The sequence below is a fragment of the Roseibium alexandrii DFL-11 genome (assembly GCF_000158095.2).
GTDB lineage: Bacteria > Pseudomonadota > Alphaproteobacteria > Rhizobiales > Stappiaceae > Roseibium > Roseibium alexandrii.
Genome location: NZ_CM011002.1, coordinates 4,557,958 through 4,584,646, shown reverse-complemented (window position 1 = coordinate 4,584,646; position 26,689 = coordinate 4,557,958). Strand labels below are relative to the sequence as shown.

Genomic DNA, 26,689 nt, shown 5'->3' with positions numbered 1-26,689 from the left:
GTACATTTACCTAGCAGACAAAAAAATCTGTCACACAAGCCTGATAGCCAAGGCCATCTGTTATTCACCTATGGCCTTTCGCAAAAGGATCCGTGACATGAAAAAGTTCCTGATGGCTGCCGGCATTCTAGCCGGTGCAACCGCATCCGCATTTGCCGGCGATGTTTCCGGCAAACTGGTTCTTTATACCTCCCAGCCGAACCAGGACGCCCAGGCAACGGTCGACGCTTTCACCGCAAAACACCCGGGCGTTGAAATCGAATGGGTGCGCGACGGCACCACAAAAATGATGGCCAAGCTGCGCACGGAAATTGAGGCAGGCGCACCAAAGCCGGACGTTCTTCTGATCGCGGATATGGTCACCATGGAAGGACTGAAGCAGGAAGGCCGCTTGATGGCCCACGAAGGCGCCGATGTATCCGCCTATGATCCGGCTCTGATGGACGATGACAAGACATACTTCTCCACCAAACTGATCACCAGCGGCATTGTCTACAACACCAACGCACCGATGAAGCCGTCCTCCTACAAGGATCTCCTGAAGCCGGAAGCCAAAGACAAATTGGCCATGCCGTCTCCGCTGACATCCGGTGCAGCTACCATCCACATGGCAGCTCTGACCTCCAACCCGGATCTCGGCTGGGCCTATTACGAGGGCCTTGCAGATCAGGGCGCCAATCCGAAAGGCGGCAACGGCGGCACCTACAAGGCCATCGCCGGCGGCGAAAAACTCTATGGTTTTGTCGTGGATTTCCTGCCCATCCGCGAAAAGCTGAAAGGTGCTCCGGTTGAGTTCGTTTTCCCAGAAGAAGGCGTCTCCGCTGTCACCGAACCGGTTGCGATCCTGTCCACCGCCCAGAACCCGGACGCTGCCAAGGCTTTTGTTGACTTCCTTCTTTCTGAAGAAGGCCAGAAACTGGCATCGTCACAAGGGTATCTGCCAGCCCATCCGGCTGTTGCAGCACCGGAAGGTTTCCCTGCGCGCGATCAGATCAAACTGATGGACTTCGATCCAGCAAAAGCCCTTGAGCAGGATCAAGCCAACAAGATCAAGTTCACCGAGATCTTCGGTGGCTAAGGCTTGATGGCGCAAGCCCAGAATTCAAAACTGCTGAATGGCGAGAGGATCTCTCTCGCCATTTTGCTTCTCTGCGCGACACTCCTGTGTGGGTTGCCGCTGCTCCTAGTGTTCAAGATCGGATTGACCCAGGACGGCGCGCTTGCTTTGACGCCGTTGGCAGAAGCCATATCCAGCCGGTCTGTCCAAAGGGCACTTTGGCACTCCATGGAAAGCAGCCTTTTGTCGGCGCTCGCGGCGACGGTCTTGGGAACAGTTCTGGCCCTGGTTGTCGGACTGACAGACGTTCGCGCCAAGGGATTGCTCGTCTTTTTGATCCTCCTGCCGATGATGATCCCGCCGCATGTCACGGCAATTGCCTGGATCCAGGCACTAGGGCCGGCAAGTCCGGTGCTTCGGTGGATTGGACTGGCACCCGAAATCGGTTCTACGCATCCGCTTTATTCACGCGAGGGTCTTGTTCTTCTTCTGACACTCCAGCACAGCCCCTTGGTGTTCCTGCTGGTTCGGGCAGCGCTCCGGTCCTTTCCGAGGGAATTGTCTGATGCTGCGCGCGTGTCGGGCGCAGGAGCATTCCGCCTGCTGACAAGAGTTACGCTGCCACTCCTCGCACCAGCTTTGCTCGCCGGCTTTGCTCTTGCGTTTATCGCAGCGCTTGGAAACTTCGGCATCAACGCGCTGATCGGCATTCCGGCGCGCTATACGACGCTGCCTGTCCTGATCTGGAGACGGCTGGCGAGTTTCGGCCCGGATGTCCTCCCGAATGTCGCTGTCATTTCGGTCATCCTGGCGATGGTGGCTCTTGCGGCCCTTCTGATACAGGGGTTTTTGCAAAGACGAATGCGCGCCAGCCTCATTGGCCTGCCGCAGGACCCGTTGGCAATCTCGCTTGGCTCAAAACGCATATGGGTAGAAGTGGGTCTATGGAGTTTTGTTGGCCTGGTTTTGTTGCTTCCCGCAGCTTCGCTTTTGGCGACTTCTTTGGTGAAGACATACGGGCTCCCACTTTCATCAAGCACCTTGAATCTGGACAATTTCGCGGAAGTTCTCTGGCGTCAGTCTGTGACGCTGAGAGCCTTTGCGAATTCGACGCTGATTGCCGCTATCGCAGCGGGCGTCATCGCGGTCATCAGCATCTTCTTGGGCTACTTCGTCAGTCACCGATACAAAGCTTATCGCCGTACAGGGACCGCAACGGCCGCACAGGCGGAGATCGCTTTTGCCGTGCCAGGTCTGGTCATGTCCATCGCCTTTATTTTGGCGTTCATCCATCCCCTGCCGTTCTTGAACATCTCCCTCTACAACACGCTCTGGATCATTTTGATTGCCTATATCTCCGCTTTTCTCGCGGTCGGATTAAAACCCGTTGCAGCTGCCTTTGTGCAGATGGATAGGTCGCTCGAAGACGCCGCCCGTGTATCCGGCGCAGGATTTTTCCGGAGAATCCGGCGCGTATTTGCGCCGCTTGTTGCGCCGTCCGCAGCTTCCGGCGCCATTCTGGTGTTCCTCACTGCCTACAACGAGGTCACCGTCTCGGCACTGCTGTGGTCAACGGGAAACGAGACAATCGGGACCACCATTTTCAATTACGAAGACGGTGGTTACACAACGCTCGCAGCAGCCATGTCTGTAGTGGTTGTTCTGGCAACAATTTTAGTCATGCTCGGCATGAACGGTCTGGCTAAACGGGTGCCCTCTGGAACGATCCCCTGGAAGGACTAGTATCAGCCTTGGAAAGTGTGAGATTTGAGAATAAGAAAAACGCACAAAAGCGATATATCAGCTCTTCAGACCGTGGAGATTTCCGCCAGCAAAGTCTTTCTGACAATCGAAGGATTGGAAACCTTCGCGGATGACAGCTGCGCGACCGACGAACAGCAGTTGTCTGCAATCGAACCAGGCACAAGCTGGACCGCGGAAACAGATGACGGACAACAGGTCGGCTTTCTGGCCGCGATCCCTGAAGACACCGCTCTGCATGTCTATGAGATTTCCGTCCATTCCGATTACCAGAAGACGGGGGTCGGCAAAGCGCTGATGGAACACGCTGAAGCCGATGCAAGAGCGCTCGGACTGTCAGAAATGACATTAACGACATTCAGGCACGTGCCCTGGAATGCGCCGTTTTATGAAAGACTGGGGTTCCAGATCCTGAAGCCCAAAGAGTGTGATGGACGGCTCGGCAGTATCCTCGCAGAAGAACTCGGCCGCGGATTACCCATGCCCGAACAACGCTGCGCCATGCGCAAAACGCTAACTTGAGAAGGCCAATTGCTCAGGTAATATCCATCCGCGGAGAATGTCCAGAAACAGAGTTTCACCGGGCGCAGCCGGGCGATTGAGGGTCATTAGCAATGGCTCTGTAAGCCCTTCGATGGCCACAAAAACCTCCCAGAAACCGCCGCGGTAAATCGTTCTCTCAACGTTTGCTTTAAGACCGTGCCCACCAACAGATGGCACCAGGTGTTCGGGCCGCAGCATCAACGTTGCCGAACCGGTTCTGGTATCATTAGGGCAATCCACGTCGATCCGGTGCGCGGCAAGCGTGACATTCGCATAGCCAGCTTCAACGTGGTTGACCTCAACGCCAACCAGACTGCTGCGCCCGATAAAACCGGCAACCCGCCGCGATGTGGGGCGCCGATAAAGCACATCCGGCTCGGCAACCTGCAAGATTTCGCCGTCCCACATAACCGCGACCTGATCGGCGAGAGCCATCGCTTCGCGCTGATCATGGGTGATAAACAGCGTCGTTGCGCCACTGGCCTTGTGAAACGCGGCAAGCTCTTCCTCCATGGCACCGCGCAAGTGCGGATCAAGGTTTGCGAGCGGCTCGTCCATCAACACTGTTTTTGCGCCTTGCGCCAAACAGCGGGCGAGTGCAACCCTCTGGCGCTGCCCGCCGGAAAGATCGGCCGGTTTGCGGTCGCGAAACGCCGTCAATTCCACCGTGGCAAGATGTTCATTGGTGCGCGATTTGATGTCAGCCGTTTTCAACCCAGCCGTTTCCATTGGAAAGGCGACATTTGCAGCAACGCTCATGTGCGGCCAGAGAGCGTACGACTGGAACACGACGCCAGTTTTCCTCCGCTCTGGCTCCAAATGGTACCCGTCTCGAGCGACTGTCTCGCCGCCCAGCGCGATTTCTCCACTGTCGATGGGCTCCAGTCCTGCGATCGTACGCAACAGAGTGGACTTGCCGCAACCAGACGGGCCAAGCACAACGAAGAATGTGCCATCCGGGATCGAGAGAGATACGTCCTTCAGAGCTTTGTGTGACCCGAACGACTTGGTAACGGACGCAATTTCAATAGACATAGGACCCCGTTACCGGCTTCCTATGACAGCCGGATTACACCCATTCATGGCCGCTTTGTTCACTTTCCGCGCAGTCTGAGGAGAAGGTCGACCTCTTCCTCCAGGGCACGTGCATAGGCACGTGAGGCCGGTGCATTTTCGTGGGTCAAGGTTTCCTGCCGAAACAGACAATATGCGGCCAATCGCCAATGGTAGGCGGATCGTTCAGCCAAGAAACGATCAACAATCGTGCGGTCCGGATAATGCTCCAAAAACAGGTCCTCGGCATAAAGGACGAGTGGCTTCAGGCCATAGAGCGTGAGGAGACCGGGGGAGAGAAAACAAGCGATATCTTCAACGGGATCTCCGAGACCAGCATATTGCCAATCGATCAGAGCGGGTCCGGCCGCCGTCATTTGGACTGTACCGAGGCAAAGGGACCTGTGAATCAGGGTGCACTGCGGCGCGGCAGATACTTTGATGGCACTGTCTTGAGGTCGGAGGCGTTTCAAATTGGCGGCCCGGCGACTGTTCGGAATCTTGCCCAAAATAGCATCAGCGTGAGCGAGCACCTGATGATACCCAGACGGCACCATACTGATGTCCTCAGGTGCAAGCTCCAAAGCTGCAAAGCGTCCGAGCAATTGAGCTGCATCACGCACATCAATTTCAGCTTCCGAGCCGCGTTCATATCCATAAATCACCAAAGGCGATCCAGCTGGACTATCCAGAAAACATTCCAAACGCGGTGCCAATCGATGACGTTCCAGCAAAGTCAGGGCAGTCGCTTCTTCCTGGGGCAGCGTCGGGTAGAGTGGATTGTTCTCAAGGCCCGGAAAATACTCCTTGATGACGTAATCCCGCTCGCGCGTTCGCAGGCGCCAAAACCGGTGTGTGTAGGAACTCGGAAGAGGTCGTAGCCGCGCTCCGCTCAGATCACCGAACGGATAGCGGCCTTGCAAAAAGTCCAGCAATTCAGCGTCGGTCATTCTGTCAGTCACGCAACACCTTCAAAATCCAATTCATTTTTTGAAGCCTTTGCAACGCAGACGTCAAGCTTCGTCAATAGCCGGACAGACCCGATTGACCGCCGGTTCTCGAAATGTCGCGAAAGTGGCAACTGCCGTCGTTCTGAGACGCCGTAAAAAAATAGCCCTCTCGATTAAGGTTGAACGACAGGTTTGGGCAGACATCTGCTCACGACCCCAAAGTCTTTCACGCTCTGCGTATACGGCCACGGAAAGGTGTCTCGCCATGTCCAGTCAGCTCGATCTTGTTGAGACCACGGAAGCGGCGCCAACGAGGCGTGGCCGCCGCCGGCGCGGTGGTGGAGACAAAGCGGGGGGCCCGGAGCTTTTCCCTCAAAAGCCATTCAAACAACCTCGCCACATCTACAAGCCTGTCGAGGCTGTCTCCGCTGATGAGCTGGAATCCATTCACGAAGCTTCAATGCGGGTGCTCGAAGACATCGGCATCGACTTCTTGCATGAGGAAGCGAAGGAAATCCTGAAGGCAGCCGGTGCGGATGTGACACCGGGATCAGACCGGGTTCGCATGGACCGGGCCATGGTTGAAGAGCTGGTCGGAAAAACGCCGGAGCAGTTTACTGTCCACGCCAGGAACCCCGCGCACAATTTGACCCTTGGCGGCGGGCATATTGCCTTTTCATGTGTCGCAAGTGCGCCGAATGCTGTCGACCGCGAGCGCGGGCGCCGCCCTGGCAACCAGACGGATTACCGCAATTTCCTGAAGCTTGCGCAGTTCTTCAACATCATCCACTGCGTCATGGGGTATCCGGTCGAACCGGTCGACATTCACGCCTCTGTCCGGCATCTGGATTGTGTGTCCGACATGATCCGCCTGATGGACAAGGTGTTTCACATCTATTCGCTCGGCAAGGAGCGAAACCGCGACGGCCTGGAGATGACCCGCATCGCGATGGGGCTATCGGAAGAAGAGTTCCGTAAGACCCCGAGTGTCATCACGATCATCAATTCTTCCTCCCCGCTTCGGCTCGATACGCCGATGCTCCAGGGCCTTATCGAAATGGCACGGGCCGGACAAGTAAGTGTCTTGACACCATTCACGTTGGCCGGCGCGATGGCTCCAGTAACGGTCGCAGGAGCATTGACGCTCCAAAATGCCGAAGCACTAGCGGGCATTGCCTTCACCCAAATGGTCAATCCCGGCGCGCCGATGGTCTATGGCGGTTTCACGTCGAATGTGGACATGAAATCCGGCGCACCGGCCTTCGGAACGCCAGAATACATCAAGGCTGCTCTTGTAAGCGGTCAACTTGCCCGGCGCTATAACCTTCCCTTCCGCACCTCCGGCGTATGCGCGGCCAATACGGTAGACTATCAGGCTGCACTTGAAACGACATTGTCAGAGTGGGGCGCGATCAATGGCGGCGGCAACCTGATCAAGCATGCCGCTGGATGGCTCGAAGGTGGTCTATCGGCCGGATTTGAGAAATTCATCACGGACATCGACCTTCTGCAAATGCTGGCCGAATATCTGACGCCCCTCGATGTGTCGGAAGAGGCGCTTGCCATTGAGGCCATCCGAGACGTGGGCCCGGCAGGCCACTTCTTTGGAACCGAGCACACTCAGGCGCGCTACAAGGATGCATTCTACGCTCCGATCGTTTCCGATTGGCGCAATTATGAGACGTGGCAAGAAGCTGGGAGCCCGATCGCTTACGACAAGGCGAACACGCTCTACAAGAAAGCACTTGAGGCTTACGAAGCCCCGGCACTTGATCCCGCTATTGATGAAGAACTTTCTGCCTTTGTTGCAAAGCGCAAGGAAGAAGGTGGCGCGCCAACCGACTTCTAACGAGCCAATTTAGACATGCCGCGCTTCAGGCGGATAAAACTGACTTTTTGGAGCAATTGAGAATGAAGTCCCATACTCAGGTCGTCGTGATTGGTGGCGGTGTCGTTGGCTGCAGTGTGCTCTATCACCTGACCAAGCTTGGCTGGACGGACGTGGTCCTGGTTGAACGGAGCGAACTCACATCAGGTTCCTCCTGGCACGCAGCCGGCGGCTTTCACACCCTAAACGGTGACCCGAACGTCTCCCAGCTTCAAAGCTACACAGTCGATCTCTACAAGGAACTGGAAGAGATCTCCGGCCAGTCCTGCAGTTTGCATCTGACCGGTGGCGTGATGCTGGCCGACACTCCCGAGCGGATGGATTTTCTACGCCTCGCCCAGGCCAAAGGCCGGTATCTCGGCATGGATCTGGAACTGATCTCGGTCTCTGAGGCCAAGAAGATGTTTCCGATTCTCGATGAGAAATACTTCATCGGCGCCTTGTGGGATCCGATCGAAGGGCATCTCGATCCTTCCGGCACCACCCACGCCTACGCAAAGGCCGCGCGGATCAATGGCGCAGAGATCTATCGGCACACCAAGGTCGAGGAGATGGTGCAGACCCCGGAAGGTACTTGGGACGTCATCACGGACAAAGGCACCATCCGGGCTGAACATGTCGTCAACGCGGGCGGTCTCTGGGCCCGTGAATGCGGCCGCATGGTCGGTATAGAATTGCCGGTGCTGGCCATGGAGCACATGTATCTGCTTACCGATGAAATGCCCGAGGTCGTCGCGCATAACGAGGCAACCGGCAAGGAGCTGATTGGCGTCCTTGATTTTGGCGGTGAGATCTACACCCGGCAGGAAGGCAAGGGCATGCTGCTCGGCACTTATGAGCAGAATTGCCGTCCCTGGAGCCCGAAGGAGACGCCGTGGGATTTCGGGCACGAGCTCCTGGCACCGGACCTTGACCGGATCTCCCCGGAGCTAGAGGTCGGCTTTGAGCATTTCCCGGCGCTACAAAATGCCGGCATCAAGCAGATCATCAATGGGCCTTTCACCTTCGCACCGGACGGCAATCCATTGGTTGGCCCGGTGCGGGGTCTCAAGAACTATTGGGTTGCTTGCGGGGTCATGGCCGGCTTCAGCCAGGGCGGCGGCGTCGGGTTGACACTTGCCAACTGGATGATCGACGGCGATCCGGGCTACGACATCTGGGGAATGGATGTCGCCCGGTACGGCGACTGGGCGACACTTGCCTACACAAACAAGAAAGTTCAGGAGAACTACAGCCGCCGGTTCCGCATCCGCTTCCCGAACGAGGAATTGCCCGCCGGGCGTCCACACCAGACAACACCGCTCTACGACAAGATGTTGGCGCAAGGGGCTGTGATGGGCGACAGCTGGGGGCTCGAAACTCCCCTTTGGTTTGCTCCCGATGGCGAAAAGGCTGAAGACGTCGTCTCGTTCCGGCGGTCCAACGACTTTGACGCGATAGGAGAGGAATGCCGGGCGGTACGAACCGGGGTTGGCATTACCGAAATCGCCAACTTCGCCAAGTACAAGATAACCGGCGCAGGTGCTGAGGACTACCTGTCCTACCTGATGACCAACACCATGCCGAAGGTGGGACGGATCGTGCTGACGCCGATGCTGAACGAAGCCGGCAAGCTGATCGGCGACTTCACCATCGTCCGCGCCAGTGACGAGACATTCTACATGTTCGGGTCAAGTCAGGCCGAAGTCTATCACATGCGGTGGTTCGAAAAGCACTTGCCGGATGATGGCAGTGTTGCGATTGAGGCCATCAATCTTAGCTTGGTAGGTCTTTCCATTGCAGGTCCGAGAGCCCGCGATGTCCTTGCGAAAGTTGCCGGGGACGATGTCTCCAATGACGCTTTCCGGTTCATGGACTTCCGCGAAATGGATGTCGCCAATGCGCCCTGCAAGGTCAATCGGATCAGCTACACCGGTGACCTCGGCTACGAGATCTGGATGACACCGGAATACGAGCGTCAGGTCTACACGGCTCTAATGGAGGCCGGGGCGGAGTTCGGCATCCAAAACTTTGGTATGCGCGCGCTGCTCGCCATGCGCCTGGAAAAGAACTTTGGGACCTGGTTCCGGGAGTTCCGACCGATTTATGGGCCATTCGAAGCCGATCTCGGCCGCTTTGTGAAACTCGGCAAAAACAACTTCATCGGCCAGGAAGCCGCCCGCCGGGAATTCGAGGATGGACCGAAACGATCCCGGGTGTCCTTCGTAGTAGATGCACTTGATGCTGATGTAATGGGCGATGAACCTATCTGGCACGGGAACGACGTGATCGGCTGGATCACATCGGGCGGCTACGCACACCATGTCCAGAAGTCTTTGGCTCAGGGCTATGTCCCCACTGAGTTTTCGGTAAACACGGATGACGGAGCCTTCGAGATCGAAATTCTCGGAGAACGCCGCAAGGCCACTCTCATCACGGATCCATTGTTCGACCCCAAAGCGGAACGCATGCGGATGTAGGCGGGACACGGCATTTACGGGATTGACCAGTTGGCGGAGGAGAACAGGCGGTCATGAATACGGAACACTTTGGCCGGCACCGGCGAAAAATCATGCCGGCCGTCTTGCCCGATCATCCTGGTGATGCAGCTGGATACGAGGCACTGTCAGCCTACGCGACCGAAAAGGCTTCTGCGCTCAATCGTCATGTCCTTGGATATGGCGAGCTCGCAGAAACAGAGTGGTCAGCGCTTGCCCTTGCAGCACCTGACCTGGATGCTGTGCGGGAATACCGGCTTCAACGAATTCGCCAACAACTCCAGTCCTTCGGCTTGAGCGCGGCCATTCTGTGTGACCCGCTGAACGTTCGGTATGCGACCGACAGCACCAACATGCAGGTCTGGAGCACTCACAATGCGGTGCGCTACACACTTGTGACGCTGAACGGCCCTGTCATAGCCTTTGACTTTCACAACTGCGAACATCTGTCCGCACACAACATGCTCGTTGATGAAGTCCGTCACGGTGTGCCCTGGTTCTATTTTGAATCGGGACCGCGGTCCGCGGAACTCGCACAGAAGTGGGCTGATGAGCTGGCTGATCTGATCAAGACTTATTGTGGACCAAACGCGCGGATCGCCGTCGACAAATGCCGCCGGGAAGGCGTTGCAGCACTTCAAGGCCATGGTTTAAAGCTGCATGACGGTGAAGAGGTCATGGAACTTGCCCGTGCCGTTAAATGCTCCGACGAAATCAAGGCGATGCGCCGGTCCATTGCTGCCTGTGAAGCTGCAATGTCGGAAATGGAAGCGGCCCTCCGTCCCGGCATGACTGAATGGGATCTTTGGGCACTGCTGCATGCAGGAAACATCCGTCGCGGCGGCGAGTGGATTGAAACACATTTGCTCGCTTCCGGCCCACGCACAAATCCCTGGTTTCAAGAGGCCTCAGCGCGCGAAATCCAATCCGGTGAGTTGGTCGCCTTCGACACCGATCTTGTTGGGCCCTACGGCATGTGCTGCGACATTTCCCGCACATGGCTCTGCGGCGACGGGCAACCGACCAACGAGCAGAGATCGCTCTATCAAATGGCGGTGGATCAGATTGAAGCGAACATAGAAATGCTCGCACCAGGGCGCAGTTTCCATGAGCTTTCACACAGCGCCAAGAACCTACCGGAAGACTATCAGGCGAACCGGTACTCGGTTCTGTTTCACGGTGTTGGCCTGTGTGATGAATACCCGGCAGTCCCCTACCCCGCAGACTGGGCAAGCGGTGGTTATGATGGGGTATTGGTACCTGGGATGGTGGTCTGTGTGGAAAGCTATGTTGGCCGCCACGGCGGACATGAAGGCGTAAAGCTGGAGGAGCAACTGCTCATTACAGAAACTGGCTACGAACGCCTCAGCACGTATCCGTACGATGCCCGGTTGATGGGCCGTCAGATCTGACGGCCTATTCCAACCAAGACTACTTCAGACGGACAATCTTGGCACCAAGTCCGCGGACATAGTCATCTTGGCTCATGACGACCACGTTGGTCTCATTGATTTCTGTTTGCCGGAGCTCCAGTGGCGTCTTGCCACCTGGATTAATAATCACCTTTCGGGTTGGCGGTAGACCGCGGAAAACCAACACGCCCGCTTCCTTGGTCACGATGGCGCCATACGGCTCGTCATGAAGAATACGGGTTGTGTCGCCCGCATAAGCCGATCCGGCAACAACGATCGCCGCCGCTGCGACAAAAGTTTTTGTCAGGATATTCATTTGAGCGCCTCTTCGCTGAAAACGATATGCATTATGCGAAAGAGTAACTCTTTGTTAACCATGTGGCGATGTGTTTTTACGATCTGTTAACTTTATGGTTAATGTCATCCAGATGCGAGCGCACCGCCAAGCGTGATTTCTTTGAAGCATTCCTCCACATGCTCGGCAAAAGCGTGGGTTGCGCGCCCAGCGCGCGGACGCTGCTTCATTACAATATGATAGTCACCGATCTTAGGCAGTCCGTGACGATCATCCAGGACTTGCAGAGGTGGCTCAACAACACTGGCCGGAAACGGTGCAACTGCGAGATCAGCTAACAAAGCGGCCTCCTGCCCCGCGCTGTGAAAGCTTGTGTAAGAGATGCGATAGGGTTTCTGGGCTCCGTCTAGCGCAATCCGGGCCGCACGCCGCCACGGACACCCAGGGGTCGACACAGCCAATGGAAGCGGGTCCCGGTCGTAGGCGATCCCACCCTCCAAACCCACCCAAACAAGTGGTTCGGAAAAGACAACATCCGTTCCCGTTGGCATCGGTACTCCAGGACGGACTGTTGACAGCACTAGATCCAACTCGCCCTTGCGGATTTTATCGTCCAAGGCCGAACTGCCATCCAGATGCACGTCGACATTCACGCCGGGGTGAGACCGGGCAAAGCGGGACAGGAAATTTGGCAAGAATCGTGTCCCAAAATCCGCCGGTGCGCCGAACCGCACTTCACCCTCGACAGATGGCGAAACAAACAGGCTCACAGCCTCTTCGTTCAACATCAATATCCGGCGAGCGTATCCCAGCAATGCCTCACCTTCTGGAGTTAACCGCACAGCGCGACCCTCCCTTGCAAAAACTGCAACGCCGAGAATGGTTTCCAGCTTCTTAATTTGCATGGAAACGGCAGATGGTGTCCGGCCAATTAGGTCAGATGCCTTTGAAAAACTGGATGTTTCAGCGATAACAAGGAACGTTCGATAAAGATCCATATCGATCAGTTCAGTTCCCGTACCTGGCAATTTTTTCATTGGTGAATTCCGGATTTTCTGTGTTCAATTTTTTTGAACGAACCAATGAATACTATTCGATTGATTGAACCGCAAGTTATGCCCATATAGCAGTCAAGCGGCCCGTTATTTAAGCAGCGGACCGCATTTTCAAAATCAAACTTCAAACTGAACTCAGGATTGGGAAGACCATGACCTATCTTGCACAAGCCCTCGGCACCAACCTCATGGGTGTTGTCTCCGGCCGCTCCGCTGCTGAACTCGCCCGTATGAACCAGACCCTGCGTCTGGGCGAAGCAGAAAAAGCTCGTATTCGCGGCCGCTAATCGCCGGGTGGAAGCATCAGGCAAGGACGGAGTAGTTTCGCGCCCTTGCATCAGCTTCCATATCCAGGATGATTTGATAGTCAGCCAAAGACAGTTTTGAAAAGCCGCAAATGCGAAGGCGTTTGCGGCTTTTTTCTGTCTGCGGATTTGAAAGAACACGCGACACTGCCGCACATATCTCCGCATGTGTTTCCGTGCCCAGATGCGTCGAGGTTACGAACGGCAAACTCGGAGCCTGCGCGGTTTGCGCCAGAACGCGCAACTGGTTGGCAAGACCAGGCTTTTCTTGTTCAGCAAGGGCCCAGCACACTGCATCAATGGCAGCAACATCTGTACGCCCGTTGGCAACAGCATCCATCGACGCCAAGTGACCACCACTCTCTGCGACGCTTGCAAAGAAGGGGCACCCATCCGACGTTGGTGCGATGGTATCTCGAAACGCATTCATGCCAGATTGACTGTCCGGACCGTTGAAGACAGCGCGCGCCCCTTTCAGATCGGCCAATGATTGAAATGTGCCGTTTTTCGCGACCACGATCTGACTACAATACTTCGCGCCAGTGCATCCAGTGGCCAGGTAGTTCGGCGCGCCCAGAAGATGGACCTTTCCAGCCAGTTTGTGGGTGAGCGGATACCCGCAGGTCTGTGCGAGAAGCAAGGCCGGATCGTTCCACAAATCGTAAAGACCGACTTCTGGATCCCACGGCTCCAAATCAGACGGAGCGATGGCGAGCGCGCTACAGATCTCATCCGTAAGCGCTGCCTCCAGGTCTCGGGTTTCATCGGCCACTTCCGGCCAATCGTACATCGGCAATCGAACCGGCCGGAATTTTCCATGGGTCATGACGGTGGCACTGCCCGGTCAGCATTCACAGTGCGATGGAGAGGATGCGGGACAGGTTCCTTGACCTTGAACAGAAAGGCTTTGGCCATTTCCAGATAACTCTTGAACACATACCCCTGATTGCGCACCTGCCATTCGTCCCGAGCATCACGGTACAACTTTGGAAGCGTATACCAGGGCGCCCGTGGGTGTGAATGGTGCACGACATGCAGATTGTTGTTCAAGAAGAGCAGCGAAAACAGAGGGCAAAACTCTACGATCACAGATCGCGCCTCGGCACTTTCGTGAGCCCTGTGCTCTGCGTAGGTGCGCAACATCAACAAGCTCATTCCGGGATAGGCCACTGCTAATACGTAGAACCAGAGGGGGATGCCGCCAACAATCGATACGAACGCCAGGACTAGAACAAGGCCCGCCACATGATGCGCCCAGGCTCGTGCAACACGCTTGTCTCCGGACGCTACCGCCCGAATTTCCGATCCATAGAACCCGACCAATGACACTGCCGGACCAATCAACAATCGACCGGCAAGCGTATTGTTCAAGGTCAATACAACTCGCAAGGCCTTGGGCATTTTCTGCCAGTCTCCCCAAGAGAGGTAAAAACTCTCCGGGTCATCATAGGGATCCGTCAACCGGTCATCATTGTGGTGGCGTAAGTGCAGCATCTTGAACCGGCGATACGGGATAAACAGCCCGAAAGAACAATAGATCAGGGCCTCATTCAAAACTGCATTGCGCGTCGGATGACCATGCAGGACTTCATGCTGAAGGGAAGATTGAAGCGTCACAAGGAGGACGGCCAGCGGGCAAACGATCCAGCCTCCCCACTCGGAATAGGATGAAATTAACAAAGTCCAAGCCGCCGTGGTCGCTATAATTAGCCCCAAAGTCGGCCACTCGCAGGATTTCCCAAGCGGCACGTTTTCCCCCAAATATCTGATACATTTTGAAAAATCGAAATGGTTCTGGGAGGATGCGGAGTTGGCACGTTGCATTCAACGGGAAACTTGGGAACAAATTCTACAATGTGTAATTTTTAAAATAAACTGATGATAAATATCTCATTTGTTGATTATTGACACGCCTGCGATGACCGAAAAGCGATTGTCTCAGCAAGCCGGTTCGAACGATTATCCAGAGACCTGAGCGATCGGGCTCTCACCTACGCTTATCGCTATTCCCAAAGACTGCCGAGTCCGGGCGTTTCATAACAATCGATGGGTGTCACAGACGTGTACGACGCCACGGACGACTGTCTACCTAATTACAACTGCAGCGATGTTGGAGGCTACTACCTTGCGATTGGAACCAGTGGCAATCAATGCAACAACGCTCCGATAGCCGGACAGCGCAGTCTCTGCACTCAGCTAAGACTGTTCCAGCTGGGCTTACCCTTGGCGCAAGCTGCCAAATCAGGCTATGGAGGCAACTCGATAGAGAATCCCGGAGATACGATTTGGCCTGGTCGCCACAACAAGACACCGCCTTGAAGGAAGCCGCTGCCTGGTTGAAACGCGGCGACCGGCAGGTATTCAGACTGTTCGGCTTTGCCGGGACCGGCAAGACAACCCTTGCGAGGCATCTGGCGGAAGACATAGACGGAGATGTCTGTTTTGGGGCTTTCACAGGCAAGGCAGCACATGTTCTACGCCAGAAAGGATGTGAAGACGCTGGCACTATTCATTCCCTGATCTATCGCCCCCGTTCCGCCAAGGAAGAAGAAGCGGTCGATGACGATGAAGAAGACGCAGGCCCGCAGTTTGCCATTAAGCGGGACAGCGCAGCGGCGACAGCCCGGTTGATTGTTATCGACGAATGCTCGATGGTCGACGAGGAACTTGGCCGTGACCTTCTGTCTTTCGGAACGCCTGTTCTTGTTCTGGGCGACCCGGCGCAGCTGCCACCTGTAAAAGGCGGAGGCTTTTTCACTGAAGCCGAGCCGGACATTATGCTGACGGAGGTCCACCGCCAGGCACAAGACAATCCCATTGTTCGCATGTCGATGACCATCCGCGATGGCGGCAAACTGGAATATGGTGATTTTGGCGAGAGCAAGGTGATCAACCGCCGCCAGATAGACAAGGATCAGATCCTTGCCGCCGATCAGGTTTTGGTCGGGACCAACAAGACGCGGCGGCTGTACAACAGCCGCATTCGTGAACTGAAGGACTTCACCACTCCGATGCCGGCCGTTGGCGACAAGCTGGTGTGTCTGCGCAACGACAAAACCAAAGGCTTGCTGAATGGCGGCCTCTGGACCGTCAAACGTTTGCGTCAGCCGCGCGGCAACACCTTGCGCTTCGACGTCGTGTCGGAAGACGAGCTCATCAAGACAGCGGTCAAGGTCAAAGTGCTCCCTTCAATGTTCGAAGACGGAGCTGAGAGCATTCCATACGCCATCCGGCGCAAGGCGGACGAATTCGACTACGGCTATGCCCTCACCGTCCACAAGGCCCAGGGCTCACAGTGGGACGATGTCGTGCTGTTTGACGAAAGCTGGGCCTTCCGTGAGCACCGGGACCGCTGGCTTTATACAGCCGTGACCCGTGCGGCCGAGCGGATCACTGTCGTAAAGTGAATTCCGGCAAATCGTCGAAATCAAACGGTGTCGCAGAAGGCAACGCCTTTACAGCGGTTTCGACGAACTGGTCTATCCGGAATTTGCTTGCCCCGGTTCGAGCCAGAATGGACACGGCCCCAAGCTGACCATCGACGTAGGTCGCCAGGGCATCGATGTCAGCGTCGTCTCCCAACTCGCCAGAGTCGACGGCCTTCAACAAGCGGGTCCGGATGCCCTCGTATCTCGTCTGCCCCAGATCCGACAACAGAACCTTGTGCTTTTCAGTTCCATAGGCGTTTTCAACCTGTGCGTTGAAAAGGAAACAGCCAAGCGGAGTAGCCTTGTCCGCGGCGAGATATCCGACGGTCTGAATGAGGTTCCGGATGTCGATGAGGTAGTGTTTTTCCGCCCTCATCAAGGGACCGAAAACGGTATCGCCGTAACAGTCGAAATAGTGCAGAAGCGATTTTTCAAACATCGCTTCCTTGTCACCGAACGCAGCATAAAGGCTGGGCTTCGCCATCCCTGAGGCACCGACAAGATCGTTCATGGATGTCGCCTTGTAGCCGTTCTGCCAAAAGGCGCGCATGATGCCATGCAACGCGTCTTGCGTTTCTGTTTTCCTCGGTCGGCCTCTTGTCACACCCACATCCCCACTTGCCATTGTCTGCTGATAACGTCGGCGCCCAAACCGACGGTGAGCACAAAGAACCAACTTTCTTCGCACGCACTTTGTTTTCCAACGCGCAAAGCAGTATTATCCGCTTTTCAGCACTGTCGAAACTACCAAATAACAGTGGCGCAAGAATACGCAAAACTAAGCAAATCGTTCGATTGTTGAAATTTTACGCAATATTACCGACCAATCGCCGAACAAAACTGCACTCATTACGCGATGTTCATCAACTATCTATCTTGAGTTTACAGGGTCCAGGTCTGTTGCTGGGCGTTCAAAGGTTCCTGATTTGGAAGCGCATGGCGACCGACACACCAGATATCGAGAATTGCCAGTGGATCATAGACTGGACCTCTTTTGCACGGAGAGTGTCCGAATTATCGTCCCTGTCTCGTTTCCAGTCCTGAAAGTGTAGACCCAGATGACAAGCGTCACTGCTCCAGAGCCGACATCCCAAAAGTCAGCAAACACCCTTGCCGCAGAAACCGCGCTGCGGATCGCAAGAAAAATTGCAGACGAAATCGGCTGCCAGGCCGGCCAGGTGAACGCAACAGTTCATTTGCTGGATGAAGGATCGACGGTGCCTTTCATCGCGCGGTACCGGAAAGAAGCGACGGGCGGTCTGGACGACAGCCAATTGCGCAAGCTCGAGGAGCGCCTGATTTACCTGCGCGAACTTGAAGACCGGCGCGGTGCAATCACCCGGTCCATCGATGAGCAGGGCAAGATGACCGAGGCCCTCGCCGCAAGCATTCAAGCAGCCGAGACCAAGTCTCAGCTCGAAGATATTTACCTGCCCTTCAAGAAGAAGCGCCGCACCAAGGCTCAGATTGCGCGAGAAGCGGGACTGGAACCGCTCGCGGACCTGCTGCTGGCCGATCCTGGAAAAACACCGGAAACGGAGGCTGCAGGTTTCATCGACGACGCCAAGGGCGTTGCCGATACGAAAGCAGCGCTTGATGGCGCTCGGCAGATCCTGATGGAACGATTCGCAGAAAACGCAGAGCTCGTGGGCAGGCTGCGCCGGTATATCGAAACGCGCGGAGTGGTGCAGTCGAAGCTGATCGACGGCATGGGCGACAAAGGCGCAAAGTTCGCCGATTATTTCGAGTATTCGGAGAGCTGGTCAAAGATCCCGAGCCACCGGGCTCTTGCCCTTTTCCGTGGCCGCAATGAAGGAATTCTGTCTGTCGATCTGGCGGTCGACGCCGATGATCCGGCGCCAATCCTGCCAGCCGTGAAGATGGTCGCAGACACCTACGGCATCGTCGATCAAGGCCGACCGGCCGACAAATGGCTGATGGATGTCGCCCGCTTTGCCTGGAAGGTCAAACTGGCCCTTCATCTGGAACTTGACCTGATGGGTGTTCTTCGGGACAAGGCCGAGGAAGAAGCCATCCAGGTGTTCGCCAAGAACCTCAAGGATCTGCTGCTCGCCGCTCCTGCAGGATCGAAAGCAACGCTCGGTCTGGATCCGGGTATCCGAACCGGGGTGAAGGTCGCGGTGGTAGACGAGACTGGCAAGCTGATCGACACCGCAACAATCTATCCTTTCCAGCCGCGCAATGATCTTGCCGGATCCCGCAACACGCTTCTGGCACTGATCGCAAAGCACAAGGTTGGCCTGATCGCCATCGGCAACGGCACGGCGAGCAGGGAAACCGACAAGCTGACTGGTGACGTCCTAGCGGATATTCCAGCGGCACAGAGGCCAGTGAAGGTGATCGTCAACGAGGCCGGCGCATCAGTCTATTCCGCGTCGGAACTGGCCGCGAAGGAAATGCCGGACGTTGATGTCTCGCTGCGCGGTGCCGCGTCGATTGCCCGGCGCCTCCAGGATCCTTTGGCAGAACTCGTCAAGATCGAGCCGAAGTCCATCGGCGTTGGCCAGTATCAGCACGACGTCAACCAGACGAAACTTGCCCGCGCCCTTGATGCAGTTGTCGAAGACGCTGTGAACGCGGTTGGCGTTGATCTCAACACTGCCTCCTCGGCTCTTCTTTCGCGAATTTCCGGTCTGTCCGATAGTCTTGCAAAAGCGGTCGTTGAACACCGCGATACAATTGGCCGGTTTGACAAGCGCTCGCAATTGAAGGACGTGCCGCGTCTAGGCGCAAAGGCGTTTGAACTCTGTGCCGGCTTCCTGCGCATCAACGAGGGAACTGAACCTCTCGATTCGTCCTCGGTTCACCCGGAAGCCTATCCGCTCGCCAAGCGCATCGTGAAAGCCTGTGGCCGGGATGTCCCCCATTTGATGGGCGACAGCGGCATTCTCCAGAATCTGGAACCGAAAGACTTCATCGACGAGAAATTCGGATTGCCGACGGTGAAGGACATCCTGTCCGAACTTGAAAAGCCGGGCCGTGATCCGCGCCCCGAATTCAAGACCGCAGCGCTTCAGGACGGTGTCGAGGAAATCTTGGATCTGAAACCGGGCATGAAACTGGAAGGTACGGTGACCAACGTCACGAACTTCGGCGCCTTCGTCGACGTCGGTGTACACCAGGACGGTCTGGTGCATGTCTCCCAGCTTGCGGACAAGTTCGTTGGTGATCCGCACACGGTCGTCAAGGCCGGTGACATCGTCAAGGTCACCATTCTGGAAGTCGACATTCCGCGTAAACGCATCTCTATGACAATGAAGTCACAAGCCGACTATCAGGGGCAAAAGGAGCGGACTGCGCAAAACCGGCCGGGTGGTGCCGGCGGGAAAGGATCAGGTGGTGGCCGAGGCCCGGGTAACGCCCCACACGGTGGCAAGGGCGGTCCTCAGAAGTCCTCAGGCAATGACGGCGGAAACAACGCCATGGCCGCAGCTCTTGCGGCAGCCATGAACAAGAAACGGAAGTAACTCTTTCTTTTCTGGTCAAAACCGGTCGGCGCGGAACGGGTTCGGGTCGACGGATGGCGTTGCACCGTCGATCATGTCGGTGATCATCTCCCCGGTCACTGCGGCTTCCGTCAGACCATGATGGGCATGACCGAAGGCGTAATAGACCCCATCCGCCTGCGGCGCGGCACCAATGACAGGCAGACTGTCTGGAATAGAGGGACGAAAACCCATCCAGCGCTTGCCTCCTTCGGTCTTGAGATCCGGAAAGAAACGCCGTGCCTTGGCAACCATGGCATCCACGCGTTTCCAGTTTTCAGGTAAATCCAGCCCGCCGAACTCAACAGCTCCGCCAACCCGCAGTCCGGTCGACAGCGGCGACAGGACAAACCCGTGCCCCGGCAACATGATGAAACGGTTCACGGTGACACCGGGCTCCGGAATCGTGATGTTGTACCCCCGCTCTGTATCCAAGGGGATCTTGTCGCCAAGTTGTGCCGCAAGTTTTTTGGACCAGGCACCACAAGCGATGACCAACCGGTCCGGATGTACGGTTCGGCCATCTGCAAGCGTCACCAACACTCCTGAAGGCTTAGACTGGACGCCCGCGACTTCGCCAACATCGAAAACTACCCCTTGGCTTTTCAGCCAATCGGCCAGCGACAAACACAACAATTTCGGGTCATCCACCTGCGCCCACTCGGGCACGAGGGCACCACCCACCACGCGATCGGACAATCCCGGTTCCATATCGCGGATAGCCGCCAGATCGAGCTCCTGGACATCGATGCCGAAAGCTCGCTGTTCCTCCCATCCCAAATGCGCATCTTTCAATGAGCTGACGGTATCGAACAGCTCCAGGCATCCGTCCTTGCGCACCTGATTGTGCGTTCCGGATACGCGCCACAAACGCTCCCAGGATGGCCAGGCTTCCGCATTGAGTGCGGCCAGGGCCTCAGTACTGCGCTTCATCTGGCTGTGATTGGAGGCCGCCATAAAGCGGAGCATCCATGGCAGGATCTTGACGGCGTAAGCTGGGCGAACAGTCAGCGGCCCAAGCGGATCCATCAACCACTTGATCGCCTGTTTCCAAAGGCCGGGACTTGCGAGCGGGGCAACATCAGTCCAAGCAATCGCTCCGGCGTTGCCCTGACTTGCGCCAGCTGCCGGTCCTTCCCGGTCGACAATTGTCACGTGATATCCGCGCTGCACAAGGTTGGCGGCCGTGGCAAGCCCGATAATACCGGCCCCCACTATGGTGACGTCAGGTTTGGTCATGCGGTTGATGCTTTGAGAAAGAAGGATTGCCAGAACAAGCGTGAAGCATAGCCAACTCATATAAAAATGGCCACAGGCTGAACTCCTCAGCCTGCGGCCAGTTTCGGCTTTAGTCTCAAGCCGTCAAAACTCGAGCACGAGCACCGACTATTGATAGACAGCCGCCCTGCCATCAACAAACCAATGACGGGTGCGATTGGCGAATGCGACCAGTGACAGCATCACGGGGACTTCGACCAGAACCCCGACAACCGTGGCCAAAGCAGCTCCCGAGTTCAGCCCAAAGAGACTGATCGCGACCGCAACCGCCAGCTCGAAAAAGTTCGAAGTTCCGATCAACGCAGCCGGAGCGGCGGTTGTGAACGGCACCCTCCACAAATACCCCCAGACGTAAGCGACCGCAAAGATGCCGTAGCTTTGAACCAAAAGCGGTGCCGCAATGAGTGCAATGACGCTTGGCTTTTCAACAATCGTCTGGGCCTGGAACCCGAACAGAAGCACGACAGTCGCAAGCAAACCCATGACCGAAAACGGTTTGACCCTCTCGGTAAACCTCGCGATCTGCTCATGATCCCCGGATTTGTCCAAAGACTTGCGGGTCACGTATCCAGCAGCGAGCGGGAAAACAACATACAGGATCACCGACAAGAGCAGGGTTTCCCACGGCACCACAATATCTGTCACACCGAGCAGAAATGCTGCGATCGGCGCAAAGGCAAAGACCATGATGATGTCATTGATCGACACTTGCACCAATGTGTAGTTGGCATCCCCGCGCACCAATTGGCTCCACACGAACACCATGGCCGTGCACGGAGCAACGCCCAGCAAGATCATCCCGGCAATGTATTCCTGCGCGCTTTGCGGATCGACCCAGCCGGCAAAAAGGTAGTTGAAGAAGAGTACCCCGAGCGCTGCCATCGTGAACGGCTTGATCAGCCAGTTGATCACTAGGGTAATGCAAAGGCCCTTGGGTTTCCGCCCCACATCCTTGAGGGAAGCGAAATCGACATTGACCATCATCGGATAAATCATCACCCAGATGAAGACTGCCACAACGAGATTGACGCTGGCATATTCTACGGAGGCAATAGCGGCAAAGACTCCGGGAAGAACGAGCCCCAGCACCACCCCTGCACCAATACAAAGGGCAACCCAAACCGACAGATACCTCTCAAACAGCCCGAGAGGCGACTGATCCGCATTCGACATTTTTATACTCCTGAAAGAAACGGGCATTCGAAATTCCGTGAACCCTGGTTTTTGAACAGATCAGCCGTGCGTGACTGCATTTGTCTGGATCGCAGAAAGTTGCGCCTTGCCGCCGGGTGCTGAGAAGACATCATCGCCAAGCGCGAGCATCGCAGCGATCCGGCGCTCAAGACGGTCATAAGCAAGGTCGAAAGCCTCAGCGCGGGTCGCATCATCGCCCTCAACGGAGGCTGGATCGGCAATGCCCCAATGCACGACAAACGGATGCCCCGGCCAAACCGGGCAGGCCTCGCCGGCTGCGCTGTCACAAACAGTAATGATCAGGTCCATTTTCGGCGCTGCCGCACCCGCAAACTCTTCCCAGCTCTTCGATCTGAAACCGTCAGTTGGCAGGTTCTTGCGCTGTAGGCAGGAAATTGCGTCCGGATTGACCATGCCCCGCGGTGTCGAGCCCGCTGAATAGGTGTTGAATTTTCCCTCGCTCATATGGCGTAGGATCGCTTCGCCTAATACAGAGCGCGCAGAATTGGCCGTGCAAACAAACAAGGCGTTACGCATATTATGAAGCCCCACTTCTGTCCGGTTCTAACACCGGTCCTTTTCAACGCTCACACTATCGCCGAGCATGGTCATTATCGGGGCGCACATTTCCGGATTTCCGCCGCAACAGTCTTGCAGCAGATACGTTGTGAGCGCGCCCATGGCGGAGAGATCCGCGCGGTAATGGATTGAGCGCCCGTCCCGTTCGGCGTGCACAAGGCCGGAGCGGGACAGGGCGCTCAAGTGGGTCGATAGGGTATTCGGACGCACGCTGAGAGCATCTGAAATGGCGCCCGCTGCCATGCCTTCTTTTCCCGCTTTCACCAATAGGCGAAAGACGTCGAGGCGGGTTTCCTGACCCAAGGCCGCCAATGCTCTCAAGGCATCTTCTTTTTCCATATTTCGATAATACTCGAATTATGGAAAAATGCAACCCAATCTCAAATCGAAAAAGAACCTCAAGCGGAGAAAGGCACCCAAAACAACAATGGAAGCTGGAAGAAAATGGCTAGGAGATAAAGTGCCAGGACGGAACTGATACAAAACCGTCCAGCCGACCTGACACCCCAAACCCTGACGGGGCTAACTGTCTTTAATAGCAATTGCGCTTAATCGGTCAGATCTACGCCCTTAAACGAATGACCACCGAGCGGATCCATAACGTATCCAGTGACTTTTGCAGACATCGGAACGTATGCCATGGAATGCGCAATGGTCACCCAAGGGGCTTCTTCGCTAAACACCCTTTGAGCCTCTTCGTAGAGCCTTGCGCGCTCTGCTGGATCAAAAGTAGTTCGGGCCTTCTTGATCAGAGCTTCAAACGCGTCGTTACACCATTGGGCCCGGTTGGAACCGCCCACACGCTCACAACTCAGAAGTTCGTTCAGAAAGTTGTCCGGGTCACCATTTCGACCGGTCCATCCGAACAGGACAGCCCCCTGCCGATTAATGTCTTTCGATAACGACAGGTACTTGCCCCATTTGTGGGAAACGATCTCAACGCGCACACCAGCCTTCTCCAAGTCAGCTTTGATGTATTCAGCCATCAGACGCGCATTCGGATTGTACGAGCGCGGAATCGGCATCGCCCAGATCGTTAGGGAAAGATCTTCAATGCCGGCCGCGGCAAGCATTTCCCTCGCGAGTTCGGGGTTATATCCATCGTCTTCGATTGCTGTGTCGTGTGACCAGACTGTCGGCGGGAACGGATTTCTCGCAACCTGACCAGCTCCCTGGTAAACCGCCTCAATAATCTCCTGCTTGTTGATGGCGTGATACAGAGCCTTACGAACCTCCTTGCGATCGAACGGAGGCACCTTGGTATTGTACGCCAGATAGCCGATGTTCAAGCTCGGCTGCTCCTTCAAAGTCAGATCGCTGTCTGTGCGAACATCATCGATATCCGTTGGAGCAGGACGTGACATCACATGACATTCGCCCGCCTTGAGTTTTTGAAGCCGGACTGCTGCATCCGGGGTGATTGCGAAGGTCAGGTTGTCGATAGCTTGCTTGCCATCCCAGTAGTTGGAATGCGCGGAGAAGCGAACGATCGCGCCTTTTTGGTAGCCAACAAAGGCGAAAGGCCCCGTACCGACAGGCCGGACATTCAACTGGTCTTTGGCGCCCGCGTCCTCTAGCTGATCAGCATATTCAGCTGACAAAATGGACGCGAAATCCATCGCAAGGTTTGCAAATATCGGCGCTTCCCGGCGTGTCAACACAAACTTCACAGTATGGTCATCGACTTTGACGATGTCCTTGATGAACTCCGGCATAGACATGGCATCGAAAAACTCCCAAGCTGTGCCCGGCATGTAGGCGTGCCAGGAATGGCTCTTCTTACGCTGGCGCTCGAGAGAGAACAGCACGTCGTCAGCATTCAACTCACGGCTCGGCTTGAAAAATGATGTGCTGTGGAATGTAACGCCTTTGCGGAGATTGAATGTGATCTCCAATCCATCATCAGACACATCCCAGCTCTCAGCCAAGCCAGGTTCGACTTCAGTCGTTCCGGGTTTGAACTCGACCAAACGATTGTAGAGGGGTTTGGAAGACGCGTCGAAAGTGATCTTTGAGGTGTGAAGTGCAGGGTCAAAACCTTCCGGTGAGCCTTCTGAGCAAAACACCAACGTCTTAGCTGCGGATCCCGAAGCGGCCGCCATCACAAAACAGGCGCCCAGCAGTGCGGACTTCAGTGTTCTCGAAACAGTCATCAAGCGCATCTCTTCTTTGATAAAAAAGCATAGCCCGTGACCATTGGGACGTTCTTTATGAGTAGAACTTGAGCCCGTAGGAAACAGGATGCCACGGTTTGAAAGATAACCAGATTCGATATGTTGGAAATGCGTTGCTACAAAAAAGCCCCGGCAATGCCGGGGCCTTAATTGTCTGCCTAGTCCAGACTGGAGCGCGTTCTTCTGACCGCGTCTTTCCAACCGGCCAGCAGCTGCTCCCGCCGGTCCTGGTCAAGATGGGGTTCAAACCGTTTTTCCAGTTTCCATTTGGCGGAGAATTCTTTTTGTCCAGGCCAGATCCCGGCCCGACTTCCCGCGAGCCAGGCGGCGCCGAGTGCTGTGGTCTCAGCAACGGTGGGGCGATCCACCGGTGCGCCGAGGATATCGGACAGGAATTGCATCGTCCAGTCGGACGCCGTCATGCCGCCGTCGACCCGCAATACCGGCGAATGCGCATCCGGCCAGTCAGACTGCATCGCAGAGATGAGATCACTCGTCTGATAACCGACACTTTGCAGAACCGAACGGACGATTTCCTTCGGCCCGGTATTCCGGGTCAACCCGAACATTGCCCCGCGCGCGTCCGCGTCCCAATAAGGCGCGCCGAGACCGACGAAGGCCGGGACCAGATAGACGTCCTGGTTTGGGTCGGCTTGTTCGGCAAGAGCCTGAGAGTCGGCTGCATTTTCAATGAGGCCAACGCCATCGCGAAGCCATTGGACAGCGGCACCTGCAACAAAAATCGACCCTTCGAGCGCATAAGTCGTCTCACCGTTTAGCCGATAAGCGATCGTCGTTAGCATCCGATTTGCTGATGCGACCGGCTTTGCGCCCGTATTCATCAAGGCAAAACAACCGGTTCCATAGGTCGACTTCACCATGCCAGGCTCAAAACACGCTTGCCCAACAGTGGCAGCCTGTTGGTCCCCGGCAACACCAAGGATCGGCAATTCCCGTCCGAACAGATCCGCCTTGGCTACACCGAAGTCATCCGCACTGTCTTTGACGACGGGCAGAAGACTCATTGGAATTTTCAAAAGCTCGCAAAGCTCAGCATCCCAGGCGTTGTCATGGATATTATAAATCAGTGTCCGGGATGCATTCGTGGCGTCAGTGGCGTGCACCTCGCCTTCCGTTAGATGCCAGATCAGCCAGCTGTCAACCGTACCAAATGCAAGTTCGCCGCGTTCGGCTCGTGCACGGACGCCGTCGACATTGTCCAGAATCCAGGCAATTTTTGTTCCGGAGAAATAGGGATCTAGCAGCAAGCCGGTCTTGGCTGTGAATTTTGCTTCAAGACCTTCTGCGCGAAGTCTTGCGCAAAAGTCGGCGGTCCGGCGGTCCTGCCACACAATCGCATTATAGACCGGCTCACCGGTTTTGCGATCCCAGACAAGCGTTGTTTCACGCTGGTTTGTGATTCCGATCGCTGCGACATCGGCACCGTTGCCCGGTGCGTTTTCCATCGCCTCACGGCAAACCCGGAGCGTGCTGGTCCATATATCCGATGGTGAATGCTCAACCCAACCAGACTTTGGAAAGTGTTGCGGAAACTCCTGCTGCCCGACACTTACCGGCTGAAAATCTTCACCAAAGACAATGGCACGGCTTGACGTAGTGCCCTGGTCAATCGCCAACACACATCCGGCCATGGCGCTCCTCCCAAATTTCATGCTTGTTGTTTTTAAAAAAACCGCCGGCGGCTCCCAGCGGTTCGGTCAGGGTGTGACAGCA

The 26,689-nt window shown here is 55.9% G+C and carries 22 protein-coding genes; 9 read left to right on the top strand and 13 right to left on the bottom strand.

The genetic code is table 11. The features are described 5' to 3' along the window. Window positions 1-97 precede the first annotated feature (97 nt). Genes SADFL11_RS21245 through SADFL11_RS21235 form a run of 3 tightly spaced genes read left to right on the top strand, consistent with a single transcriptional unit; the run spans window position 98 to window position 3,340 of the window. Window positions 98-1,078 carry an ABC transporter substrate-binding protein gene (locus SADFL11_RS21245; RefSeq protein ID WP_040452548.1) on the top strand — a complete coding sequence of 327 codons (981 nt, stop codon included), beginning with the start codon at window positions 98-100 and terminating at the stop codon, window positions 1,076-1,078. 6 nt (window positions 1,079-1,084) lie between these two features. Continuing rightward, window positions 1,085-2,800: an ABC transporter permease gene (locus tag SADFL11_RS21240; RefSeq protein WP_008193617.1), complete on the top strand. Its 1,716-nt coding sequence runs from the start codon at window positions 1,085-1,087 to the stop codon at window positions 2,798-2,800. Window positions 2,801-2,824: 24 nt separating this feature from the next. After that, on the top strand, window positions 2,825-3,340 hold the full coding sequence (locus SADFL11_RS21235) for a GNAT family N-acetyltransferase (RefSeq protein WP_040451006.1): 516 nt from the start codon (window positions 2,825-2,827) through the stop codon (window positions 3,338-3,340). On the opposite strand, the gene SADFL11_RS21230 is transcribed toward SADFL11_RS21235, so the two are convergent. Together SADFL11_RS21230 and SADFL11_RS21225 are read right to left on the bottom strand one after the other, a co-directional pair. Then, window positions 3,332-4,396: an ABC transporter ATP-binding protein gene (locus SADFL11_RS21230; protein ID WP_040451007.1), complete on the bottom strand. Its 1,065-nt coding sequence runs from the start codon at window positions 4,394-4,396 to the stop codon at window positions 3,332-3,334. The two genes, SADFL11_RS21235 and SADFL11_RS21230, sit on opposite strands and share 9 nt — an antisense overlap. Before the next feature lie 59 nt (window positions 4,397-4,455). Continuing rightward, window positions 4,456-5,376 (bottom strand): aminoglycoside phosphotransferase family protein, encoded by a 921-nt coding sequence (locus SADFL11_RS21225; protein WP_008192653.1) that lies wholly within the window; start codon window positions 5,374-5,376, stop codon window positions 4,456-4,458. Window positions 5,377-5,629: 253 nt separating this feature from the next. Here SADFL11_RS21225 and SADFL11_RS21220 point away from each other — a divergent pair, with 253 nt between their 5' ends. The 3 genes from SADFL11_RS21220 to SADFL11_RS21210 all read left to right on the top strand — a co-directional run bounded on the left by SADFL11_RS21220 (window position 5,630) and on the right by SADFL11_RS21210 (window position 11,141). Further along, window positions 5,630-7,213, top strand: coding sequence for a trimethylamine methyltransferase family protein (locus tag SADFL11_RS21220; protein WP_008191758.1), 1,584 nt, complete (start codon window positions 5,630-5,632; stop codon window positions 7,211-7,213). A 62-nt stretch (window positions 7,214-7,275) separates the two neighbouring features. Then, window positions 7,276-9,711 (top strand): GcvT family protein, encoded by a 2,436-nt coding sequence (locus SADFL11_RS21215; protein WP_008194572.1) that lies wholly within the window; start codon window positions 7,276-7,278, stop codon window positions 9,709-9,711. A gap of 53 nt (window positions 9,712-9,764) precedes the next feature. Further along, window positions 9,765-11,141: a M24 family metallopeptidase gene (locus SADFL11_RS21210; RefSeq protein WP_008189764.1), complete on the top strand. Its 1,377-nt coding sequence runs from the start codon at window positions 9,765-9,767 to the stop codon at window positions 11,139-11,141. Between the two features lie 19 nt (window positions 11,142-11,160). On the opposite strand, the gene SADFL11_RS21205 is transcribed toward SADFL11_RS21210, so the two are convergent. Together SADFL11_RS21205 and SADFL11_RS21200 are read right to left on the bottom strand one after the other, a co-directional pair. Further along, window positions 11,161-11,457, bottom strand: a complete 297-nt coding sequence (locus SADFL11_RS21205; protein ID WP_008190700.1) for a hypothetical protein — start codon at window positions 11,455-11,457, stop codon at window positions 11,161-11,163. A 104-nt stretch (window positions 11,458-11,561) separates the two neighbouring features. Further along, complete coding sequence (locus tag SADFL11_RS21200) at window positions 11,562-12,473, bottom strand: LysR family transcriptional regulator (RefSeq protein ID WP_008195926.1); 912 nt, start codon at window positions 12,471-12,473, stop codon at window positions 11,562-11,564. 170 nt (window positions 12,474-12,643) lie between these two features. Here SADFL11_RS21200 and SADFL11_RS25720 point away from each other — a divergent pair, with 170 nt between their 5' ends. Next, complete coding sequence (locus SADFL11_RS25720) at window positions 12,644-12,778, top strand: hypothetical protein (RefSeq protein WP_008194590.1); 135 nt, start codon at window positions 12,644-12,646, stop codon at window positions 12,776-12,778. 16 nt (window positions 12,779-12,794) lie between these two features. Here SADFL11_RS25720 and SADFL11_RS21195 read toward each other — a convergent pair whose 3' ends face one another. Together SADFL11_RS21195 and SADFL11_RS21190 are read right to left on the bottom strand one after the other, a co-directional pair. Next, on the bottom strand, window positions 12,795-13,622 hold the full coding sequence (locus SADFL11_RS21195; protein WP_008189321.1) for a phosphate/phosphite/phosphonate ABC transporter substrate-binding protein: 828 nt from the start codon (window positions 13,620-13,622) through the stop codon (window positions 12,795-12,797). Then, on the bottom strand, window positions 13,619-14,545 hold the full coding sequence (locus SADFL11_RS21190; RefSeq protein ID WP_050776150.1) for a fatty acid desaturase: 927 nt from the start codon (window positions 14,543-14,545) through the stop codon (window positions 13,619-13,621). Before SADFL11_RS21190 ends, SADFL11_RS21195 begins: the two co-directional genes overlap by 4 nt. 536 nt (window positions 14,546-15,081) lie before the next feature. Here SADFL11_RS21190 and SADFL11_RS21185 point away from each other — a divergent pair. Further along, window positions 15,082-16,203, top strand: a complete 1,122-nt coding sequence (locus tag SADFL11_RS21185; protein ID WP_008196598.1) for an ATP-dependent DNA helicase — start codon at window positions 15,082-15,084, stop codon at window positions 16,201-16,203. Here the strand turns inward: SADFL11_RS21185 and SADFL11_RS21180 are convergent. Then, window positions 16,187-16,774 (bottom strand): TetR/AcrR family transcriptional regulator, encoded by a 588-nt coding sequence (locus SADFL11_RS21180; protein ID WP_167579017.1) that lies wholly within the window; start codon window positions 16,772-16,774, stop codon window positions 16,187-16,189. The two genes, SADFL11_RS21185 and SADFL11_RS21180, sit on opposite strands and share 17 nt — an antisense overlap. 508 nt (window positions 16,775-17,282) lie before the next feature. On the opposite strand from SADFL11_RS21180, the gene SADFL11_RS21175 reads away from it, so the two are divergent. Continuing rightward, window positions 17,283-19,712 carry a Tex family protein gene (locus SADFL11_RS21175; RefSeq protein WP_008191539.1) on the top strand — a complete coding sequence of 810 codons (2,430 nt, stop codon included), beginning with the start codon at window positions 17,283-17,285 and terminating at the stop codon, window positions 19,710-19,712. A gap of 15 nt (window positions 19,713-19,727) precedes the next feature. Here the strand turns inward: SADFL11_RS21175 and SADFL11_RS21170 are convergent, their stop codons facing one another. The 6 genes from SADFL11_RS21170 to glpK form a co-directional block, all read right to left on the bottom strand. Next, the gene (locus tag SADFL11_RS21170) at window positions 19,728-20,969 is read right to left on the bottom strand and encodes an NAD(P)/FAD-dependent oxidoreductase (RefSeq protein WP_040452551.1); all 1,242 of its coding nucleotides are present in this window, start codon (window positions 20,967-20,969) and stop codon (window positions 19,728-19,730) included. A 147-nt stretch (window positions 20,970-21,116) separates the two neighbouring features. After that, on the bottom strand, window positions 21,117-22,181 hold the full coding sequence (gene arsB, locus SADFL11_RS21165; RefSeq protein WP_008196704.1) for an ACR3 family arsenite efflux transporter: 1,065 nt from the start codon (window positions 22,179-22,181) through the stop codon (window positions 21,117-21,119). Window positions 22,182-22,241: 60 nt separating this feature from the next. Beyond that, window positions 22,242-22,739, bottom strand: a complete 498-nt coding sequence (locus SADFL11_RS21160) for an arsenate reductase ArsC (protein WP_008196664.1) — start codon at window positions 22,737-22,739, stop codon at window positions 22,242-22,244. A 27-nt stretch (window positions 22,740-22,766) separates the two neighbouring features. After that, window positions 22,767-23,120, bottom strand: a complete 354-nt coding sequence (locus tag SADFL11_RS21155) for an ArsR/SmtB family transcription factor (protein WP_008193377.1) — start codon at window positions 23,118-23,120, stop codon at window positions 22,767-22,769. 209 nt (window positions 23,121-23,329) lie between these two features. Next, window positions 23,330-24,934, bottom strand: coding sequence for an ABC transporter substrate-binding protein (locus tag SADFL11_RS21150; RefSeq protein ID WP_134853103.1), 1,605 nt, complete (start codon window positions 24,932-24,934; stop codon window positions 23,330-23,332). Window positions 24,935-25,113: 179 nt separating this feature from the next. Beyond that, on the bottom strand, window positions 25,114-26,607 hold the full coding sequence (gene glpK, locus SADFL11_RS21145; RefSeq protein ID WP_008197291.1) for a glycerol kinase GlpK: 1,494 nt from the start codon (window positions 26,605-26,607) through the stop codon (window positions 25,114-25,116). Window positions 26,608-26,689 lie beyond the last annotated feature (82 nt).

Coding starts and splice junctions, on each gene's coding strand:
- SADFL11_RS21245 (WP_040452548.1), top strand. CDS start 98: ATGAAAAAGTTCCTGATGGCTGCCGGCATTCTAGCCGGTGCAACCGCA.
- SADFL11_RS21240 (WP_008193617.1), top strand. CDS start 1,085: ATGGCGCAAGCCCAGAATTCAAAACTGCTGAATGGCGAGAGGATCTCT.
- SADFL11_RS21230 (WP_040451007.1), bottom strand. CDS start 4,396: ATGTCTATTGAAATTGCGTCCGTTACCAAGTCGTTCGGGTCACACAAA.
- SADFL11_RS21220 (WP_008191758.1), top strand. CDS start 5,630: ATGTCCAGTCAGCTCGATCTTGTTGAGACCACGGAAGCGGCGCCAACG.
- SADFL11_RS21215 (WP_008194572.1), top strand. CDS start 7,276: ATGAAGTCCCATACTCAGGTCGTCGTGATTGGTGGCGGTGTCGTTGGC.
- SADFL11_RS21210 (WP_008189764.1), top strand. CDS start 9,765: ATGAATACGGAACACTTTGGCCGGCACCGGCGAAAAATCATGCCGGCC.
- SADFL11_RS21205 (WP_008190700.1), bottom strand. CDS start 11,457: ATGAATATCCTGACAAAAACTTTTGTCGCAGCGGCGGCGATCGTTGTT.
- SADFL11_RS21200 (WP_008195926.1), bottom strand. CDS start 12,473: ATGAAAAAATTGCCAGGTACGGGAACTGAACTGATCGATATGGATCTT.
- SADFL11_RS25720 (WP_008194590.1), top strand. CDS start 12,644: ATGACCTATCTTGCACAAGCCCTCGGCACCAACCTCATGGGTGTTGTC.
- SADFL11_RS21195 (WP_008189321.1), bottom strand. CDS start 13,622: ATGACCCATGGAAAATTCCGGCCGGTTCGATTGCCGATGTACGATTGG.
- SADFL11_RS21180 (WP_167579017.1), bottom strand. CDS start 16,774: ATGCGCGCCTTTTGGCAGAACGGCTACAAGGCGACATCCATGAACGAT.
- SADFL11_RS21175 (WP_008191539.1), top strand. CDS start 17,283: ATGACAAGCGTCACTGCTCCAGAGCCGACATCCCAAAAGTCAGCAAAC.
- SADFL11_RS21170 (WP_040452551.1), bottom strand. CDS start 20,969: ATGACCAAACCTGACGTCACCATAGTGGGGGCCGGTATTATCGGGCTT.
- arsB (WP_008196704.1), bottom strand. CDS start 22,181: ATGTCGAATGCGGATCAGTCGCCTCTCGGGCTGTTTGAGAGGTATCTG.
- SADFL11_RS21160 (WP_008196664.1), bottom strand. CDS start 22,739: ATGCGTAACGCCTTGTTTGTTTGCACGGCCAATTCTGCGCGCTCTGTA.
- SADFL11_RS21155 (WP_008193377.1), bottom strand. CDS start 23,120: ATGGAAAAAGAAGATGCCTTGAGAGCATTGGCGGCCTTGGGTCAGGAA.
- SADFL11_RS21150 (WP_134853103.1), bottom strand. CDS start 24,934: ATGACTGTTTCGAGAACACTGAAGTCCGCACTGCTGGGCGCCTGTTTT.
- glpK (WP_008197291.1), bottom strand. CDS start 26,607: ATGGCCGGATGTGTGTTGGCGATTGACCAGGGCACTACGTCAAGCCGT.